General features: G+C 72.5%; 18 protein-coding genes, 1 tRNA gene and 1 pseudogene. 13 read left to right on the top strand and 7 right to left on the bottom strand.

Features of this window, described 5'->3' with window-relative positions; all coding sequences use genetic code 11:
* From Q7T15_RS01245 to Q7T15_RS01260, 4 genes are all read right to left on the bottom strand, one after another.
* A partial coding sequence (locus Q7T15_RS01245; RefSeq protein WP_304692470.1) for a hypothetical protein occupies positions 1 to 755 on the bottom strand: 755 nt, incomplete at its 3' end.
* 106 nt (positions 756 to 861) lie between these two features.
* The gene (locus Q7T15_RS01250; RefSeq protein ID WP_304692472.1) at positions 862 to 1,137 is read right to left on the bottom strand and encodes a hypothetical protein; all 276 of its coding nucleotides are present in this window, start codon (positions 1,135 to 1,137) and stop codon (positions 862 to 864) included.
* Positions 1,134 to 1,529, bottom strand: a complete 396-nt coding sequence (locus tag Q7T15_RS01255) for an ATP-dependent DNA ligase (RefSeq protein WP_370689070.1) — start codon at positions 1,527 to 1,529, stop codon at positions 1,134 to 1,136. The genes Q7T15_RS01250 and Q7T15_RS01255 overlap by 4 nt, the downstream gene beginning before the upstream one ends.
* Positions 1,530 to 1,614: 85 nt before the next feature.
* Positions 1,615 to 2,520 carry a hypothetical protein gene (locus Q7T15_RS01260; protein WP_304692474.1) on the bottom strand — a complete coding sequence of 302 codons (906 nt, stop codon included), beginning with the start codon at positions 2,518 to 2,520 and terminating at the stop codon, positions 1,615 to 1,617.
* Here Q7T15_RS01260 and Q7T15_RS01265 point away from each other — a divergent pair.
* Both Q7T15_RS01265 and Q7T15_RS01270 read left to right on the top strand, forming a co-directional pair.
* Positions 2,482 to 2,871, top strand: a complete 390-nt coding sequence (locus Q7T15_RS01265; RefSeq protein WP_304692476.1) for a DUF2834 domain-containing protein — start codon at positions 2,482 to 2,484, stop codon at positions 2,869 to 2,871. The two genes, Q7T15_RS01260 and Q7T15_RS01265, sit on opposite strands and share 39 nt — an antisense overlap.
* A 2-nt stretch (positions 2,872 to 2,873) precedes the next feature.
* On the top strand, positions 2,874 to 3,581 hold the full coding sequence (locus Q7T15_RS01270; protein WP_304692478.1) for a Pr6Pr family membrane protein: 708 nt from the start codon (positions 2,874 to 2,876) through the stop codon (positions 3,579 to 3,581).
* On the opposite strand, the gene Q7T15_RS01275 is transcribed toward Q7T15_RS01270, so the two are convergent.
* Entirely contained in the window at positions 3,520 to 4,959 is a 1,440-nt protein-coding gene (locus Q7T15_RS01275; protein ID WP_304692480.1) for an FAD-dependent oxidoreductase, read from the bottom strand. The two genes, Q7T15_RS01270 and Q7T15_RS01275, sit on opposite strands and share 62 nt — an antisense overlap.
* Positions 4,960 to 5,109: 150 nt before the next feature.
* Positions 5,110 to 5,193: transfer RNA gene (locus Q7T15_RS01280), tRNA-Leu, on the bottom strand.
* Between the two features lie 90 nt (positions 5,194 to 5,283).
* On the opposite strand from Q7T15_RS01280, the gene Q7T15_RS01285 reads away from it, so the two are divergent.
* Both Q7T15_RS01285 and Q7T15_RS01290 read left to right on the top strand, forming a co-directional pair.
* Entirely contained in the window at positions 5,284 to 6,627 is a 1,344-nt protein-coding gene (locus Q7T15_RS01285) for a M20/M25/M40 family metallo-hydrolase (RefSeq protein WP_304692481.1), read from the top strand.
* Positions 6,628 to 6,634: 7 nt separating this feature from the next.
* A complete protein-coding gene (locus tag Q7T15_RS01290; protein WP_304692483.1) occupies positions 6,635 to 7,474 on the top strand; it encodes an undecaprenyl-diphosphate phosphatase in 840 nt (279 codons plus the stop codon).
* A 508-nt stretch (positions 7,475 to 7,982) separates the two neighbouring features.
* Here Q7T15_RS01290 and Q7T15_RS01295 read toward each other — a convergent pair.
* Positions 7,983 to 8,921 carry a PAC2 family protein gene (locus tag Q7T15_RS01295; protein WP_304692485.1) on the bottom strand — a complete coding sequence of 313 codons (939 nt, stop codon included), beginning with the start codon at positions 8,919 to 8,921 and terminating at the stop codon, positions 7,983 to 7,985.
* An 82-nt stretch (positions 8,922 to 9,003) separates the two neighbouring features.
* Between Q7T15_RS01295 and Q7T15_RS01300 the strand changes: the two genes are divergently transcribed.
* From Q7T15_RS01300 to Q7T15_RS01340, 9 genes and pseudogenes are all read left to right on the top strand, one after another.
* The gene (locus Q7T15_RS01300; protein WP_304692487.1) at positions 9,004 to 9,711 is read left to right on the top strand and encodes an HAD family phosphatase; all 708 of its coding nucleotides are present in this window, start codon (positions 9,004 to 9,006) and stop codon (positions 9,709 to 9,711) included.
* The gene (locus tag Q7T15_RS01305; RefSeq protein WP_304692489.1) at positions 9,708 to 10,709 is read left to right on the top strand and encodes a tRNA (adenine-N1)-methyltransferase; all 1,002 of its coding nucleotides are present in this window, start codon (positions 9,708 to 9,710) and stop codon (positions 10,707 to 10,709) included. Before Q7T15_RS01300 ends, Q7T15_RS01305 begins: the two co-directional genes overlap by 4 nt.
* Before the next feature lie 29 nt (positions 10,710 to 10,738).
* Complete coding sequence (locus tag Q7T15_RS01310) at positions 10,739 to 11,707, top strand: FKBP-type peptidyl-prolyl cis-trans isomerase (protein WP_304692491.1); 969 nt, start codon at positions 10,739 to 10,741, stop codon at positions 11,705 to 11,707.
* Positions 11,708 to 11,714: 7 nt separating this feature from the next.
* Positions 11,715 to 12,731: a YafY family protein gene (locus Q7T15_RS01315; protein WP_304692493.1), complete on the top strand. Its 1,017-nt coding sequence runs from the start codon at positions 11,715 to 11,717 to the stop codon at positions 12,729 to 12,731.
* Positions 12,724 to 13,692: a YafY family protein gene (locus Q7T15_RS01320; protein ID WP_304692495.1), complete on the top strand. Its 969-nt coding sequence runs from the start codon at positions 12,724 to 12,726 to the stop codon at positions 13,690 to 13,692. Before Q7T15_RS01315 ends, Q7T15_RS01320 begins: the two co-directional genes overlap by 8 nt.
* 37 nt (positions 13,693 to 13,729) lie before the next feature.
* Positions 13,730 to 13,954, top strand: a complete 225-nt coding sequence (locus tag Q7T15_RS01325) for a twin-arginine translocase TatA/TatE family subunit (RefSeq protein WP_304692497.1) — start codon at positions 13,730 to 13,732, stop codon at positions 13,952 to 13,954.
* 3 nt (positions 13,955 to 13,957) lie between these two features.
* The gene (gene tatC, locus Q7T15_RS01330) at positions 13,958 to 14,767 is read left to right on the top strand and encodes a twin-arginine translocase subunit TatC (RefSeq protein WP_370689071.1); all 810 of its coding nucleotides are present in this window, start codon (positions 13,958 to 13,960) and stop codon (positions 14,765 to 14,767) included.
* Positions 14,764 to 17,226 (top strand): RNA helicase, encoded by a 2,463-nt coding sequence (locus tag Q7T15_RS01335; protein WP_304692499.1) that lies wholly within the window; start codon positions 14,764 to 14,766, stop codon positions 17,224 to 17,226. Before tatC ends, Q7T15_RS01335 begins: the two co-directional genes overlap by 4 nt.
* Before the next feature lie 37 nt (positions 17,227 to 17,263).
* Positions 17,264 to 17,790 (top strand): annotated as a pseudogene (locus tag Q7T15_RS01340) (apolipoprotein N-acyltransferase); the annotation flags it as partial.

Below are 17,790 nucleotides of genomic sequence, written 5' to 3' on the forward strand. Positions count from 1 at the left end.
CGCTCGGCCGCCGTGCGGGCCGCGGCGCCCGGCACCGCGCGCGGGTCGAGGCGGCGGATGCCCTGCTCGGGGTCGGGCATGAGCAGCCGCCCGCTCACGGGCCGCGGAGAGCGCCTGCTCGTCACCGTCACGGTGACCTCCCGGCTCGTGAGGCAGCCGGAGCCCTCGCCGAGACCCGACCAGCGGCTCTCGGTGAGGCTGATCATCGCCTCGGTCTGCGGCCAGGCGCCGACGACGAGCAGCGTCGAGCCGCGCTCGCGCAAACGGCTCGCGAGCCGCGCGACCGCGGCGTCGCCCGCGGCGCGGCCGGGGCGCACGACGACGATGCCGAGCGCGTCGGCGATCGAGGCCGTGACGGTGAGCCACTGATCGCCCGGATGCGGGACGAGCACGAGGCGGTCGAGGTCGAGCCCCATGGCCTCCGCGGCCTCGACCCCGAACTCGGGCATGCCGACGACCCCGCACCACGACCCCGCCGCCGACGGCCCGGCGAGGAGGGCCATGACGAGCGCGCTCGAGGGGCTCACGGAGTACGCCGCCCCCTCCTTGAGCCCGCCGTCGGGCAGGAGGTCGGCGAGCGCCTCATGGGTGGGCGTGAGCTTCGAGTCGAGCGTCGTGCGCTGCAGCGCGTCGATGCGCGCCTGGAGGGCCTGCACCGTGTCGACCGTCTGCAGCCGCGCGCCGCCGCCCGAGCCCGGGCCCGCACCCACGACCGCGTCGGCCGACGCGACGGGGGAGAGGGCGAGAGCGGGCATGCCTCCATGGTCGAACATACGTTCGAATATCGCAACCGCCACCGACATTCGACGGCGTGTCGGCCCCGGAGCCGCCGTGAGACGCCGAACGCGGAGGCGCCGAGCCCTACTCGACCCAGTAGTCGCCGTCGAAGTGCAGTCGGCCGTTCTCCGAGACCTCGTCGTCGAGGAACTCCTCCTCCTCGACGTCCCGCTCCTCGAAGGAGACCGGGGTCGTCTGCGTGACGAGGACGCTCAGCACGCGATCGCCCGAGAGCCGGATGTCGACGAACGCGCCGCCGGCCGCGCACGCTCGCACGATCTCCTGCTTGAGCTCGGCGAGGTCCTGGTTGTCGGCGAGGTAGTTGCGGCTGTCTCCGATGCTGGCCTGCACGACTCTCATGAGCGTCCTCCGTCGGTCGGTGCGATGTCGTCGAGCGGGATGTCGTCGTTCGGGATGGTCAGGGTCGGGTCGACGCGAATGACGGCGGGGACGACCCCTGTCGGCTCGGGGACGATGCGCAGCCCGCCCGAGCTGTTCGCCGAGCTCATGAGGGCCTCGATCCACGGGCGGCTGATCGTCGGGGTTCGCCCGCCGTGGAAGGTGAACACGAGCGGGATCGCCGGGTGCAGCCACAGGCTCGCGCGGCCGCTGCCCTCCTCGCGCGGCTTCGACCACGAGAACGCGAACGACTCCTGGCGCCGGAGCTTCGCGACGATGACGATCTGCAGGTGCGCGAGCACCCGGTCGTCGAATCTCGCCTCGAACGTCGATGCGTAGATCAGCTGGCCCATCTGTCCCTCATGATCGGGCTGCTCGCCGAGCGCGAGCAGGCGTTGCGCCGGCTGAGTCGTGCGGCTCGGCTCTCTGACGGTACCCCTATCCGAGAGCCGCGACGCGCTCGCGCAGGAAATCGGCCCCCGCCGCATCGTGCACGAGAGAGCCCCGCACGTCGATCGGGTACGGCCGCTCGAGCAGGCCGTCGGCCGGCCGCACGTCGACGTGCACCGCCTCGAGGCCCGCGGCGTGCACGTGATCGGCCATGAGGTAGTCCGATCGCGAGTCGCCGACCGAGTACCAGCGCGGCGCCGTGACGCCGCGCGCGGCGAACCACTCGATCGCCCGCCGGGCGCCGTGGTCCTTGTCGAGCCGCACCGACTCGATGTCGGTCGAGATGATCGTGGGGTCGATCCGGAAGGGCACCGCGCCCTCGGCGTCGGGGGAGACCCGCTCGCCGTGGCGGATGCCGAGCCCGCGGTCGGCGAGCGCCGCGAACGCCGCCTCCTCGTACTCCTCCTGCGCGCCGCGGTAGACCTCCGACGACACGTCCACGCGCTGCTCGAGCGACACCATGACGCGCTTGCCCTCGTCGACGAACATCGCGTGGCCGAAGCGGTCCCGGGCGATCGACTCGACCTCCGTGCGCGCGGCGACCGGCAGAGCCACCGTGGGGTCGACCTGCACCTCGCCGAGGCCCGCGGTCGTGATCGGGGCCCATGCCCCGCCCTTCTCGAAGACGCCGAAGAGGGCGGCGTCGTCGCGCATCCCGTGCTCGATGAGGCGCGAGACGACCTGCTCGCGCATGAACGCGTCGCTGCGGCCGGTGACGAACGCGACCGGCACGCCCGCGTGAGCGAGCGTCAGCAGGTCGGCGACGATCGACGGGATCGCGATCGTGCGCGACTCGGGGCTCGCGATCGGCCCGTCGACGTCGAGCAGCAGGCCGAAGGGGGCGATGATGGCGGCATGACCCGATCCACCCGACGAAGCGGCCTGACCCGTCACTGGACTCCTCGCGCCATCGTGTTCCTCGTTCTCGCGATCATCGGCCTCGTCGGCACGTGGACGTACAACGTCATCGCGATCATCGAGGGCAACGACTTTGTGGGGGACTGGTTCAATAATGGCCCGGCCGTCGGATCTCTCACGACCGACCTCCTGATCATGGCCGTCGCCGGGTGCGCCTTCATCGTCATCGAGGGGCGGAGACTGGGCATGAGGCATCTGTGGGCGTACATCGCCTTCTCGGGCCTCACGGCGATCGCGTTCACCTTCCCGCTCTTCCTCGCCAACCGCGAGCGGCGCCTCGCCGAGCTCTCCGCCACCGAGCACGCGGAGGGCATGGCACCCTCATAACGGTGAGCGAGCGCGCGACGGCACGGCGGGTGGTCGGCGCTCTGCGCCTGCTCGCGGCCCTCGTGGGGGTGCTCGCGCTCGTCGCGCGCTTCCAGTACGGCCTCGGCTTCAGCGTCTTCATCGCGTCGAACTTCTTCGGCTACCTCACGGTGCAGTCGAACATCGCGGCGATCGCGCTCGGCATCGTCTCGGGCGCGATCGCGCTGCGCCGCTCCCGCGATCCGGTGTGGATGCCCGTGGCCCGCGTCGCGATCCTGAGCTGGATGCTCGTGGCCGGCCTCGTCTTCGCCCTCCTGGCCTCGCAGGCGGCAACCCGCGGCTACCGGCTCGACGTGCCGTTCAGCGATCAGCTGCTCCACTTCGTGCTGCCCGCGTGGCTGCTGATCGACTGGCTGCTGTCGCCGGGGGAGCGCCGCACCGATCCGCGCGTCCTGCTCATCGTCGTCGGCTATCCGCTCGGCTGGGGCCTCGTGACGCTCGTCCGCGGCGCGATCGTCGGCTGGTACCCGTACTTCTTCCTCGACCCCGATCAGGTGAGCGGCACCGTCGAGCTGCTCGCGTACGGGGCGGCCGCGCTGGGTCTGTTCGCGCTCGTCGGGGCCGTCGTGCGCGTGCTCCCGCGCATCCCCCTCGATCGGATGCCCGCGCTCAGTCGCCCGACGGCGCGCGCTCGACGGCGAGACGAGCGAGCCCCGCGAGCGCCGCGGTGACGGCGTCGCCCTCGTCGAGCGCGCCGAAGCCGATCGCCCGCGAGCCCGCGACGACGCCGACGAGCACGGGCTCGCCCGTCACGGCCTGGAGGTTGACCCACAGCGGCACGGCCGCCTCGGGGTCGGCGAGCACCCACAGGGCCGCCTCCTCGTCCCAGAACGGCTCGTCGTAGCGCAGCCAGATCGTCTCGACGGCGCCGACGCCGAGCCGCGCGATCGCGGAGTCCTTCACCGCCGGCAGCTCGAGGTCGATGCCGCGCTCCTGCAGCACGCCGAGCGGGGCCGTGAGCACGACGCGATCGGCCGAGAACGAGTCGCCCACCCCGAGCCGCACGCTCACGTCGTCGTCGCCGATCGCGATGCCAGTGACGGGGCTCGAGAGCTGCACGTCGACGTCGTCGAGCAGGGAGTCGACGAGGCGCGCCCAGCCCCCCGTGACGAGGTTGTCGGCGCCGAGGGGGAGCTCGTCGAGCCCCTCGCGCGTCGAGAGCTCGCCCATCGCGGCCCCGAGTCGGGGCTCGACGAGCCCGGAGAGCGCGAGCGCGATCGACTGCGCCTCGCTCGGCGCCCCCTCCGGGCCGGGAGTGCCGTCCCAGGGGCGCAGGAGGGCGAGCGCGGTCGCGAGCGCGACGTCGGGCTCGACGGCCTCGGCGGCCTGCCGTGCGGCCTGCAGCACGGGGAGAAGGACGGTCTCGAGCGTGGCCGACGCGGGCTCGGCCCTCGTCAGCGCGATCGGCTCGCCCGACTCGTCGAAGCCGCGAGCGGTCTCGGCGATCGCGACCTCGACCCCGACGCGCACGAGTCGCTCGAGCAGGTCGTGGTCGGCGATCGAGCGCACCCACTGCGCGCCGAGCTCGACGGGGCCGGGCCACGCGTCGCCGTCGATCGTGTGGATCCGGCCGCCCGTGCGGCCCCGCGCCTCGAGCACGATGACCTCGAGGCCCTCCGGGCCGTCGTCGACGAGAAGGCGAGCCGCGGCCGCGCCGGCGATGCCCGCCCCGACGATCACGACGCGCTCTCCGGGCGCGGCGACCGCGAGGATCTCGGCGGCGGCGCGCTCGCCCGACGCGAGGGCTCCGTGCACCGTGGAGGGGGCATCCGTCGACGTCGCCTCGCCGGCGAAGAACAGCCGGTCGCGCCAGGGGGAGGCGAGCTCCTCGCGCAGCCGGGTCGACTCGCCGACCGGCAGGTAGCTCGTCGAGCCGCGCGAGAACGAGTCGCCGAGCCAGTCGCTGCGGGCGACCCCGGCGGGGCGCGGCGGGCCCGCCGGCGGCGCAGGTGTCGGCTCGGGCGAGGGCTGCGGGGGCTCATCGGTGCACGCGGCGAGCACCGCGACCGAGAGGCCCGTGGCCCCGATCAGGAAGGTTCGCCGTGTCACGCCCATCGCGGGCGAGCCTACCCGCGGGCGGAGGACCTCGGCGGAAAGCAGAACGGCCCCGGGCCGGAGCCTCGGGGCCGTTCACCGCATCCGTGGATGCGGACTGTCTCAACCAGTTCTGGTTGGTTGGCGATCTCTCACCGACCAGCGTGCGCGAGGGGGGACTTGAACCCCCACGCCCTTTCGGGCACTAGCACCTCAAGCTAGCGCGTCTGCCATTTCCGCCACCCGCGCTGGTCCGGTTCCTCCGCCGTGGCGGGGCAACCGAGAGACGACGATAGCACGTTCCTAACCGCCTCCAGCACGCGGGGTAGCGTGGTCGGCATGGCAGGCCAGGAGCAGCTCAGCGAGACCGCCCGCATCGCCCGCGACCTCATCCGGTTCGACACCACGAACCACGGCGAGGGGCGCAGCAACGGCGAGACGGAGGCGGCCGAGTACGTCGCCGCGATCCTCGCAGACATGGGTCTTCAGCCCGAGCTCATCGACGCCGCACCTGGCCGCACGAGCGTCGTCGCGCGCGTCGAGGGCTCGTACGCGAACCCGGTCGACACCTCCCGCGGCGAGCGCCCGGCCCTCGTCGTCCACGGCCACCTCGACGTCGTCCCGGCCGACCCCGCGAACTGGTCGGTCGACCCGTTCGGCGGCGAGATCCGCGACGGGATGCTGTGGGGGCGCGGCGCCGTCGACATGAAGAACATGGACGCGATGATCCTCACCTCCCTGCGCGAGATCCTCGCCGGGGGAGGGCGCCCGAACCGCGATCTCGTGGTCGCGTTCCTCGCCGACGAGGAGAACGGCGGCGCCTTCGGCTCGCACCACCTCGTCGACCACCGCCCCGAGCTCTTCGCGGGCGCGACCGAGGCCATCAGCGAGGTCGGCGGCTACTCGGTCGACATCGAGGGCCAGCGCGCGTACCTGCTGCAGACGGGGGAGAAGGCGCTCGTCTGGATCCGCCTGCGCACGCGCGGCACGGCGGCGCACGGCTCGCGCGTCATCCGCGACAACGCCGTCACGAAGCTCGCCGAGGCAGTCGCTCTGCTCGGGCGGCGCGAGTGGCCGGTGCGGCTCACGAGCACGACGACGCAGCTGCTCGCCGAGCTCTCGCGCATCATGGGCACCGACCCCGAGGCGGTCGGCCCCGACGGCTCAGGCGCCGACGAGCTGCTCCTGCGCACGGGCACCGCGGCGGGCTTCCTCACCGCGACGCTGCGCACCACGAGCAACCCGACGCTCCTGACGGCCGGCTACAAGCACAACGTCATCCCCGATACGGCCGAGGCCCTGATCGACATCCGCACCCTGCCGGGCGAGGAGGACGCCGTGCTCGCCGAGGTGCGCGCGATGCTCCCGGACGAGGTCGAGATCGAGGTCGTCACGCGCGACGTCGGGCTCGAGAACCCCTTCTCGGGCGCTCTCGTCGAGGCGATGGTCGCGACCCTGCTGCGGCACGATCCGGAGGCGCAGGTCATCCCGTACCTGCTGAGCGGCGGCACCGACAACAAGGCGCTCAGCGAGCTCGGCATCACCGGCTACGGCTTCGCGCCGCTCAAGCTCACGCCGGACCTCGACTTCCCGGCGATGTTCCACGGCGTCGACGAGCGCGTGCCGCTCAGCGCGCTCGACTTCGGGCACCGCGCCCTCACCGACCTGCTCTCGACCTACTAGGAGCCGCGTGTCCCTCCTCGAAGCGATCATCCTCGGCCTCATCCAGGGCCTGACGGAGTTCCTGCCGATCTCCTCGAGCGCCCACTTGCGCATCGCGGGCGAGTTCCTGCCGAGCGCGACCGACCCGGGCGCGACGTTCACCGCGATCACGCAGATCGGCACCGAGCTCGCCGTGCTGCTCTACTTCTGGAAGGACATCACGCGCATCATCGGGCGCTGGTTCCGGCACTTCTCGCCGTCCTCGGGCGTGCCGCGCACCGACCCCGACGTGCGGATGGGCTGGCTCATCATCATCGGCACCGTTCCGATCGTGCTCGTCGGCTTCTTCGCGCAGGAGTACATCCGCTCGACCTTCCGCTCGCTGTGGCTGGTCGCGATCGTGCTCATCGTCTTCGGGCTCATCCTCGGCGTCGCCGACTGGCTCGGCCGCCGCACGCGCGAGCTCGATCAGCTCACGTACCCGCACGGCCTCCTCTACGGCGGCGCCCAGATGCTCGCCCTCATCCCCGGCGTCTCGCGCTCGGGCGCGACGACGACGATGGGCCTCGCGCTCGGCTACACCCGTCCGGCCGCGGCCCGCTACGCCTTCCTGCTGGCGATCCCCGCGGTGTTCGGCAGCGGCTTCTACGAGCTCCTCACCGCGATCCGCGAGCCCGGCACGAGCCCCTTCGGCCCGCTCGACATCCTCGCGGCGACGATCGTCGCGTTCGGCGTCGGCTACCTCGTCATCGCGGCCCTCATGCGCTACATCTCGACGCGCTCGTTCCTGCCGTTCGTGATCTACCGCGTCGTGCTCGGCACCGCGCTGCTGATCCTCCTCGGCGCGGGCGTCATCGACGCGACCTGACCTGCGCCGAGCATCCGGCCGCCGCCCCCGATCGCCGGCTCGCTCGCAACAGACGCATGCCGCCGCCCGCATGCATCCGCGCCGACCCCGGCCTCCTGAAATCCCCCCACGCGCGCCATGTCCACAATTCAGGAAACGCGCATGCCGAATGGGGCCCCCGAGGTGCCCCACCGGCGTGTCGAACGACGTCGAGCGACCTTCTTCCTGAGTTGTGGGGATCGCCCCAGGCTTCGCGCAGGACGTTGCGTCCGGTGCAGCCCCGCGCCGAGCATCCGCCGCATCTCCACAATTCAGGAACCGCGCGTTCTCAACGGCGGTGATCGGATGCTCCACCGGCGTGTCGGCGAGGCAGCGCGACCGAGTCTCCTGAGTTGTGGAGGTCGCACCCGCGGCACGCGTGCGACCCGCCATCGCGGGATGAGCCACGTTCAGGCGCTCCGCAGTTTCAGAATGGCCTACGGACGCGGACAGACGGTCCCGCGAGCAGCGCGAGAACCGGATGCCCGCCCTACGCGGGCGGCTCGGTCGCCGACTGCGGCGGCTCGTCGTCGCCGCGCTTGCGCAGGTAGCGCTCGAACTCCTGCGCGATCGCCTCACCGCTGGCCTCGGGCGCCTCGACCGCGTCGCGGGCCCGCTCGAGCGAGACGATGTACGACTTCATGTCGTCGTCGTCCTCGGCGAGCGCGTCGATCCCGTCCTCCCACGCGCGGGCCTCGTCGACGAGGTCGCCGCGGGGGATGGTCACGTCGACGAACTCCTCGAGCTTGTCGAGCAGGGCGAGGGTCGCCTTGGGGGAGGGGGCGTTGTGCACGTAGTGCGGCACGGAGGCCCACAGCGAGACGACGGGGATGCCGACCTCCTCGGCCGCGGCGGCGATGATGCTGAGGATGCCCACGGGGCCCTCGTAGCTCGAGCGCTCGACGCCGAGCTCTTCGCGCACCTGCGCGTTCTCGCTCGAGGAGTGCACGGTGATGGGCCGCGAGTGCGGCACGTCGGCGAGCAGCGCCCCGAGGATGATGATCCCCGTGATGTCGGCGGTGAGCGCCTGATCGATCGTCTCGGTCGCGAAGGTGCGCCAGCCGCGGGAGGGCTCGGTGCCGAGCAGCAGGTAGATGTTGTCGTGGTTGGTGCCGCTCACATCGAGGATGCGCTCGCCCGCCGAGCGCTCGGGCGCGATCTCGCGCGGGAGCCCGTCATCGTTCGCGGGGCCGTAGAAGGTCACGCCGGGCCAGCGCACCCGTCGCTTGCCCTCCTCGTCGAACTCGACGGTCGGCCGATTGAGCTGGAAGTCGTAGTAGTCCTCGGGGTCGACGTCGGCGATGGGCACGACGTCGAGCACCTCCTTGAGCGCCTTGACCGCGCCGCTCGCCGCCTCGCCCGCGTCGTTCCAGCCCTCGAAGGCGATGACGAGCAGGCGCCCGCCTCGGAACAGATCGCTCTGGGTCACGTCGCTCGCTCTCGGTCGCGCGCCGCCGGCCCTCCGCCCGCGGCGCGGTTCCCACAATAGAACGCAACTAGACTGGCCCGTCGTGACCGCACCGAGTCGAACCCCCGCCGCCCCGGCCGCAGTCCTCTGGGACATGGATGGCACGATCGTCGACACCGAGCCGTACTGGCTCGCCGCCGAGACCGCGCTCGTCGGCTCGTTCGGCGGCGTGTGGACGCAGGAGGACGGCCTCCGACTCGTCGGCTCGGGCCTCCTCGACGCGGCCGGCGTGCTCCAGGACGCGGGCGTCGACCTTCCGCGGGAGGAGATCATCGACCGCCTGACCGATCACGTCATGGAGCAGATCGAGATCGCCGTGCCGTGGCGCCCCGGGGCGCGCGAGCTGCTCGCCGCGCTCCGCGCCGAGGGCATCCCGAGCGCGCTCGTCACGATGTCGCTGCGGCGCATGGCCCTGCGCGTCGCCGCGGCGATCGGCGACGACGCCTTCGCGGTCGTCATCGCGGGCGACGATGTGACGAACGCGAAGCCGCACCCCGAGCCCTATCTGACGGCCGCCGAGCGGCTGGGCGTGAGCATCCGCGACTGCGTCGCCATCGAGGACAGCGAGTTCGGCCTCGTCTCGGCCGTCTCCTCGGGCGCGGCGACGATCGGCGTCCCGTGCCACGTGACCCTCCACGAGGCGCCGACCCACGAGCTGTGGTCGACGCTCGACGGCCGCACCGTCGACGACCTCGGCGCGGCGCTCGAGCGCCACCGTCACCGCCACGCCACGACGGGAGCCCCCTCATGACCCTCCGCCGCCAGTCCGGCCCGTTCGTCGAGGGCGACCAGGTGCAGCTCACCGATCCGAAGGGTCGGCTCAACACGGTGACCCTCGAGCGCGGCAAGGCCTTCCACAGCCACCGCGGCGTCCTCCCGCACGAGTCGCTCATCGGCCTGCCCGACGGCAGCGTCGTCGACAACTCCAGCGGCGTCCCGTACCTCGCGCTGCGCCCGCTGCTCAACGACTTCGTCATGTCGATGCCGCGCGGCGCCGCGATCGTCTACCCGAAGGATGCCGGCCAGATCGTCGCGATGGGCGACGTCTTCCCGGGCGCGACGGTCGTCGAGGCGGGTGTGGGCTCCGGTGCGCTGTCGCTCTCGCTCCTGCGCGCGATCGGCCCGACCGGCCGCCTGCTGAGCTTCGAGCGCCGCGAGGAGTTCGCCGACATCGCGCGCGGCAACGCCTCCGCCTTCCTCGGCGAGGCGCCCGAGAACTGGACGATCACGATCGGCGATCTGCAGGATGCCCTGCCCGAGACCTGCGCGGACGGCACGGTCGATCGCGTCGTGCTCGACATGCTCGCTCCGTGGGAGTGCCTCGAGGCCGTCGGCGACGCCCTCACCCCGGGCGGCGTGCTCGTCGTCTACGTCGCGACGGCGACCCAGCTGAGCCGCGTCGCCGAGGCGATCCGCGCCGCCGAGCGCTTCACCGAGCCGCTCTCGAGCGAGACGATGGTCCGCGGCTGGAACGTCGACGGCCTCTCCGTCCGCCCCGACCACCGCATGGTCGCCCACACGGGCTTCCTCCTCACCGCCCGCCGGCTCGCCGACGGCACCGCGCGCTTCGTCAAGGCCAAGCGCGGCTCGAAGACCGAGCACGGCGATGAGGATGTCGAGATCTGGACCCCGGGCGCCCTCGGCGACCGCGTCGCGAGCCCCAAGCGCCTGCGCAAGGCCGTCCGCGAGGCCCAGTCGCTCGCCGAGCGCTCCGCGAAGCGCGCCGGCGACGCCCCGGTAGAGTTCTGACGGCCGCACCCGATCCGAGAAGAGGTTCCGTGCGCACTTCCGCACCCGCCATCATCCTGACCGCCGTCGTGCTGGGCACGCTCACCGCGTGCGCCCCGTCGGGCGCCGAGGCGTGCGCGCCCGTCGTCCCGACCGGCGACCAGCCGAGCTTCGTCGACGCATCGGGCGAGCTCCTCTCGCCGCCCGAGGTCGACTTCCCGACGCCGCTCACGAGCGACGGCCCCGAGCAGGCCGTGCTCGAGTCCGGCGACGGCGAGACCGCGGACGCCGGGCAGATCGTCGACATCCAGGTGAGCCTCTTCGACGGCGAGACCGGCGAGCTCATCACGGCCTCCGAGTACGACCCCGAGGCCGCCCCCCTGCGCCGCACCGCGGGCGCCGAGATCGACGTCATGGCCCAGGCGGTCCAGTGCGCCGAGGTCGGCTCGCGCATCGCCGTGACGGCGACGATCGCCGACGTGTTCGGCGCGGGAGCCCTCGACCCGCAGACCGGGCTCGAGGACGGCGACCCCGTGGTCCTCGTGATCGACGTCCAGGACGCGTACCTCGCGAAGGCCGACGGCGCGCCGCAGCTCGGCGCCTCCGGCGTCCCCGCCGTCGTGACGACCCCCGAGGGCGTCCCCGGCATCACGATCCCCGACGAGGACCCGTCGGAGGAGCTCATCGACCACGTGCTCGTGCTCGGCGACGGCGCCGCACTCGAGGCCGGCGACCGCGCGGTGCTCCACTACACGGGCGTGGTGTGGGAGACGGGCGAGGTGTTCGACTCCAGCTGGGAGCGCGGCGCCGCCTCGACCTTCCCCGTCGTCAGCTTCGAGGAGGACCCGCAGGGCGTCGTCCCCGGTCTCGCGGAGGCGCTCGAGGGGAAGACCGTCGGCTCGCAGCTCGTCGTCGTGATCCCGCCCGACCTCGGCTACCCCGAGGGTCAGGCGCCCGCGTCGATCCCCGCGGGGTCGACCATGGTCTTCGTCGTCGACGTCCTCGGCATCGAGGAGTAGCCGCCGCATGGCTGGGCGACGCGCGACCGGCGACACGGCCGGGCCCGCGCGTCGGCGCGTGCCTCCCGAGCAGCGGCAGTTCAACCTGATCCTCGCCCTCATGGCGACCGAGCAGGGCCTCACGAAGCAGGACATCCTCTCGACCGTCGCGGGCTACGCCGAGCGCGCCGACGACGCCTCCGACCGCGCGAGCCTCGAGCGCCAGTTCGAGCGCGACAAGGAGGACGTCCGCGAGCTCGGGGTCCCGCTCGAGACGGTCGACCAGCCGGGCGCCGAGGGCGACACGCGGCTGCAGCGGTACCGCATCCCGAAGTCGCTCTACCAGCTGCCCGACGACATCGAGTTCTCAGCCGAGGAGGTCGCGCTGCTCGGCCTCGCGGCGCAGGTGTGGCGCGAGAGCTCGCTCTCCGAGCAGTCGCGTCGCGCTCTCACGAAGCTCAAGTCGTTCGGCCACGCGGTCGAGCAGAGCGTCATCGGCTTCGCCCCGTCGATCCGCGCGCGCGAGTCGGCGCACGATCCGCTCGCCGAGGCGATCGATCGCCGCCGTCGGGTCTCCTTCCCGTACCTCAAGCCGGGCGCCACCGAGCCCGAGCTGCGCCGCGTCTCGCCGCTCGCGCTCGTCAATCACGAGGGCCGCTGGCACCTCCACGCCCACGACGAGGGGGTGGATGCCCCGCGCACCTTCCTGCTGCGCCGCATCGTCGGCGCCGTCCGCATCGACGACGTCGAGGCGCGCGCCCCTCGCCCCGACGAGGCCGCGCGCGTGCAGCGCGAGCTGCAGGAGGTCTTCGAGCGGACGACCGCGACGGTCGTCGCCCGGCCCGGCAGCGAGGCGGATGTCGTGCTGCGCAATCGCGCCGGCACCGTCGTCGAGGGCGAGGCCCTCATCGTCCGCACGACCGACCTCGCCGTGCTCGCCGAGGAGCTCGCGGCCTTCGGCGCCGACATCCGCGTCGTCGGCCCGGACGCGGTGCGCGACGCCGTCATCGAGCGCTGGCGCCGGGTGGTGAGCGCGCATGGCTGAGCGCCGACCGCCCCAGCGCGCGGGCGACAAGCTCGCCCTCCTGCTCGGCCTCGTGCCGTACCTCATCGACGAGGTGCGCGTGAGCGTCGCCGACGCCGCCGCGCAGTTCGACGTCACCCCCGAGCAGATGCGCGCCCTCGTCGGCTACCTCACCGGAACGGGCGACCCCGGCCCGGACGGCCTGTACCTCCCGCAGGGGCTCTTCGACATCGACTGGGACGACTTCGACGAGCGCGACATCATCCGCTTCCGCAACGCCCCGCTCGACCAGAGGCCCCGCCTGTCCTCCCGCGAGGCCGCAGCCCTGCTCGCGGGCCTGCAGGCCGTCTCGGCGATGCCCGGGTTCAGCGAGCGCGCCGACGTCGAGCGGCTCATGACGAAGCTCGCGCGCGGCGCGAGCGGCGAGGTGGCGCCCGTCTCGGTGCAGTCGCGCACCTCGGACGCCCTGCGCGACGCCGTCGCCGCCGCCGTCACGGCGGGGGAGCGCCTGCGCATCGACTACGTTACGACGCGCGGCGATCGCGAGGAGCGCGACGTCGACCCCATCCGCCTCGAGTCGGTCGACGACGTCTGGTACCTGCGGGGCTGGTGCCTCACCCGCGACGCGGAGCGCACGTTCCGGCTCGACCGCATGGCGAGCGCCGAGGCGATCGGCCCGGCCGAGGAGCACGTGCCGAGCACGACCGACGCGGGCGAGCTGTTCCGCGGCGACGCGGGAGACCTCCTCGTGACCGTCGAGCTGCCCGCGAGCGCGCTGCCGCTGCTGTCGGACTACCTCGGAGCCGACGACGCCGTCGAGTACGAGGTCGATCGGGCGATCGCGCGCATCCCTCTCGCCCATGAGGGCGTGATCGGGCGTCTCGCGGCCCGCATCGCAGGCGTCGGCGCGATCACGGCGCCGCCGGAGGCGCGGCGTGCGGCGGCCGCGTGGGCGCGGGCTGCGCTCGGCGACGGGGAGTAGACTGCAACCCCCTGCACGACGAGCGTAAGGAAGACTCATGCCGGCGAACCTCGGAGGCTGGACGGGCCTCATCCTGCTCCTGGTCGTCATCCTGCTGTTCGCCGCGCCCAAGCTCCCGCAGCTCGCGAAGAGCCTCGGCCAGTCGGCGACGATCTTCAAGAAGGAGATCCGCAAGAAGGACGACGACGAGCCCACCACTCCCGCGGCCGGGTCGGCGACCCCCGCGACCGGTGAGGCGTCGGACTCGACCACCGCCCCGTAGTCGGTGACCGACCGCACCGCGCGGTCCCGGAATCCCGAGGGCCGCATGAGCCTCGGGCAGCACCTGGTCGAGCTCCGGAAGCGCCTCACGCGCGCCGCGCTCGCCGTGCTCCTCGGTACGATCGCGAGCTTCTGGCTCGTCGCCCCCGTGTGGGAGTCGCTGAGCGCTCCCGTGCTCGCCGTCGGCCTCGCCGATGACCGCGAGACGGCCATCCAGTACACGCGCGTGACCGAGGCGTTCGACACGACGATGCTCATCGCGATCACGCTCGGGATCGTCATGTCGTCGCCGATCTGGCTCTATCAGCTGTGGGCGTTCATCGTCCCCGCCCTGCATCGCACCGAGAAGCGCTACGCGATCGGTTTCATCGGCGCGGCGGTGCCGCTCTTCCTCGCCGGCTGCGCGGCCGGCTGGTTCCTGCTGCCGAACATCGTCACGATCATGGCGAGCTTCGCCGCCGCCGACACCTTCACGCTCTTCACCGCGCAGGGCTACCTCGACTTCTCGCTCAAGCTCATCCTCGCGATCGGCGTCGGCTTCGTCCTGCCGGTCGTGCTCGTGATGCTCAACTTCGCCCGCGTGATGAGCGCCTCGACGATCATCCGCGGCTGGCGCTGGGCGATCCTCGCGATCACGGCGTTCACCGCGATCGCGACCCCCGCGGCCGACGTGCTGTCGATGATCCTGCTCGCGCTGCCCATGATCGGTCTCTACTTCCTCGCCGCGGCGATCGCGGCGCTGCACGACAAGCGCGTCGCCAAGCGCGAGTCGGCCCTCGCCGCGGAGTACGGCATCGACGCGGCCCCCGCATGAGCCCGACCTCCGCGAGCGGCGCCGGCGGGGTCGCCCCCGAGCCCAGCCCGGCCGAGCGCTTCGCCGCCGCGCGGGCGCTGCGCGAGCATCCGCGCCTGAAGGCGTTCCGCGACCAGCTCGCCTTCGACCTCGACCCCTTCCAGCAGGCCGCCTGCGCGGTGCTGGAGGAGGGGCGCAGCGTGCTCGTCGCCGCCCCGACGGGCGCGGGGAAGACGGTCGTCGCCGAGTTCGCCGTCTTCCTCGCGATGTTCGACCCGCGGGCGAAGATCTTCTACACCGCGCCGATGAAGGCGCTCAGCAACCAGAAGTACAACGAGCTCGTCGCTCAGTACGGTGCGAGCGAGGTCGGGCTGCTCACGGGCGACACCAACATCAACGCCTCTGCACGGATCGTCGTCATGACGACCGAGGTGCTGCGCAACATGCTCTACGCCGACTCGGCGATCCTCACCGACCTGCGCTACGTCGTCATGGACGAGGTGCACTACCTCGCCGACCGGTTCCGCGGGGCGGTATGGGAGGAGGTGATCATCCACCTCCCGCTGCCGGTGCGACTCATCTCGCTCAGCGCTACGGTGTCGAACGCGGAAGAGTTCGGCGACTGGCTGCAGGCCGTGCGCGGCGACACCGACGTCATCGTCTCCGAGACGCGGCCCGTCCCGCTCGAGCAGCACGTGCTCGTGCGCTCCAAGCTCGTCGACCTCTTCGACTCGAGCGGGCAGGCGGCGACCAACCGCGTCAACCCCGAGCTCGTGCAGCTCGCGAAGGCCGGCGGGCACGCGCCGCACCGCGGCCGCCAGCATCACCCGCGGCGGTGGGAGAAGCGTCCGGGCGCCGAGGGCAAGGCCGATCGCGCCGAGATCGCGGCGATCCTCGCGCAGCGCAACCTGCTCCCCGCGATCTTCTTCATCTTCTCCCGCGCGGGGTGCGACGGTGCCGTGCGCCAGCTCCTCCGCGCCGGACTCAAGCTCACCGAGTCGTGGGAGCGCGAGGAGATCCGCCAGATCGTCGAGGAGCGCTGCCGCACGCTGCGCGACGACGACCTCGCCGTGCTCGGCTACTGGGAGTGGCTCGACGGCCTGCAGCGCGGCGTCGCCGCGCACCACGCCGGCCTGCTGCCCGCCTTCAAGGAGGTCGTCGAGGAGCTCTTCCAGAAGAAGCTGCTCAAGGTCGTCTTCGCGACCGAGACCCTCGCGCTCGGCATCAACATGCCCGCGCGCACGGTCGTGCTCGAGAAGCTCGAGAAGTTCAACGGCGAGGCGCGCGTGCCGATCACGCCGGGGGAGTACACGCAGCTCACCGGCCGCGCGGGCCGCCGCGGCATCGACACCGAGGGCCACTCGGTCATCCAGTGGACGGGCGGTCTCGACCCGCAGGCCGTCGCGAGCCTCGCCTCGCGCCGCACCTACCCGCTCAACTCGAGCTTCCGGCCGACGTACAACATGGCCGTCAACCTCATCGAGCAGTTCGGCCGGCAGCGCACGCGCGAGATCCTCGAGAGCTCGTTCGCGCAGTTCCAGGCCGACCGCGCCGTCGTCGATCTCGCCCGCACGGTCCGCAAGCAGCAGGAGTCGCTCGCCGGGTACGAGAAGAGCATGCAGTGCCACCTCGGCGACTTCGGCGAGTACGCGGCCTTGCGCCGCGAGCTCAGCGACCTCGAGCGCGAGCGCGCCCGCACGGGCGAGCAGGGCGGCCGGGGCGAGCGAGATCGCCGCCAGCGCCAGATCGAGGGCGTGCGCTCGCGCATGCGCAAGCACCCCTGCCACGGCTGCGCCGACCGCGAGGCCCACTCGCGCTGGGCCGAGCGCTGGTGGCGCCTGAAGCGCGACAGCGACAAGGTGAGCCGCCAGATCCGCGGGCGCACGGGCGCCGTCGCGCAGGTGTTCGACCGCGTCACCGAAGTGCTCGGCGAGCTCGGCTACCTCGTGAAGGACGAGCACGGCCGACTCGGGCTCAGCGCCGACGGCCGGGCGCTGCGCCGCATCTACGGCGAGCGCGACCTCCTCGTCGCCGAGAGCCTGCGACGCGGGCTGTGGGAGGATCTCGACGCCCCCGCCCTCGCGGCCATGGCGTGCGCGATCGTCTTCGAGGCCCGCCGCGACGACGGACAGGCGCCCGAGTACGCCCTGCCGCGCGGGCCGTTCCGCGTCGCGCTCGAGCGCACGCAGCTGCTGTGGGCCGACCTCGACGACCTCGAGCACGCGCACAGGCTTCCGGGCTCGAACCCGCTCGCGACGACGCTCGCGCTGCCCATGCACAAGTGGGCGAGCGGCGCCCAGCTCGAGGTCGTCCTGCGCGACGCCGACCTCGCCGCGGGCGACTTCGTGCGCTGGTGCAAGCAGACGATCGACCTCCTCGACCAGATGTCGCTCGTCGCCGACGGGCAGGTCGGGCGCACCGCGCGCGCGGCCCTCGACCGGGTGCGGCGCGGCATCGTCGCCTACAGCTCGGTGGCGTGAGCATCCGCCCCTCGCCGCTCTCTATGATCGAATCGTGATGGATATTCCCGACGGCCCGCGCGCCGCCGCATCGTCGCTCGTCACCCCGCCGCTCGCACACGCTGCACTCACCCCGGGCACCCCGCGCCTCGGCGTCGCCGTGCTCGCCGCCGCCCTCGGCGGCTGGACGATGGATCTCGGCTTCCCCGATCTCGGCTGGTGGCCGTTCACCATCCTGGGCACTGCCCTCGTGCTCTGGAGCCTCCGCGGCCGCTCGATCGGCGGCGCCCTCCTCGTCGGCGCCGTCGCGGGCTTCATGTACTACGGCGTGCTCATCGAGTGGCTCACCGTCTACCTCGGGGTCGTGCCGTGGCTCGCCCTCACGCTCGCCCAGGTCTTCTTCGTCGCGCTCGGCGCGATCCCGATCGCGCTCGCCTGGCGATGGATGCCCGTGGCCTTCCCCGGCGTCGCCGGACGTCTGCTGCTCCTCCCGATCGTCCTCGCCGGGCTGTGGACGGCGCGCGAGGGCATCTCGAACGTGTGGCCGTGGGGCGGCTTCGCGTGGGGGAGGCTCGCGATCTCGCA

The sequence above is a fragment of the Microcella sp. genome, assembly GCF_030645145.1.
GTDB lineage: Bacteria > Actinomycetota > Actinomycetes > Actinomycetales > Microbacteriaceae > Microcella.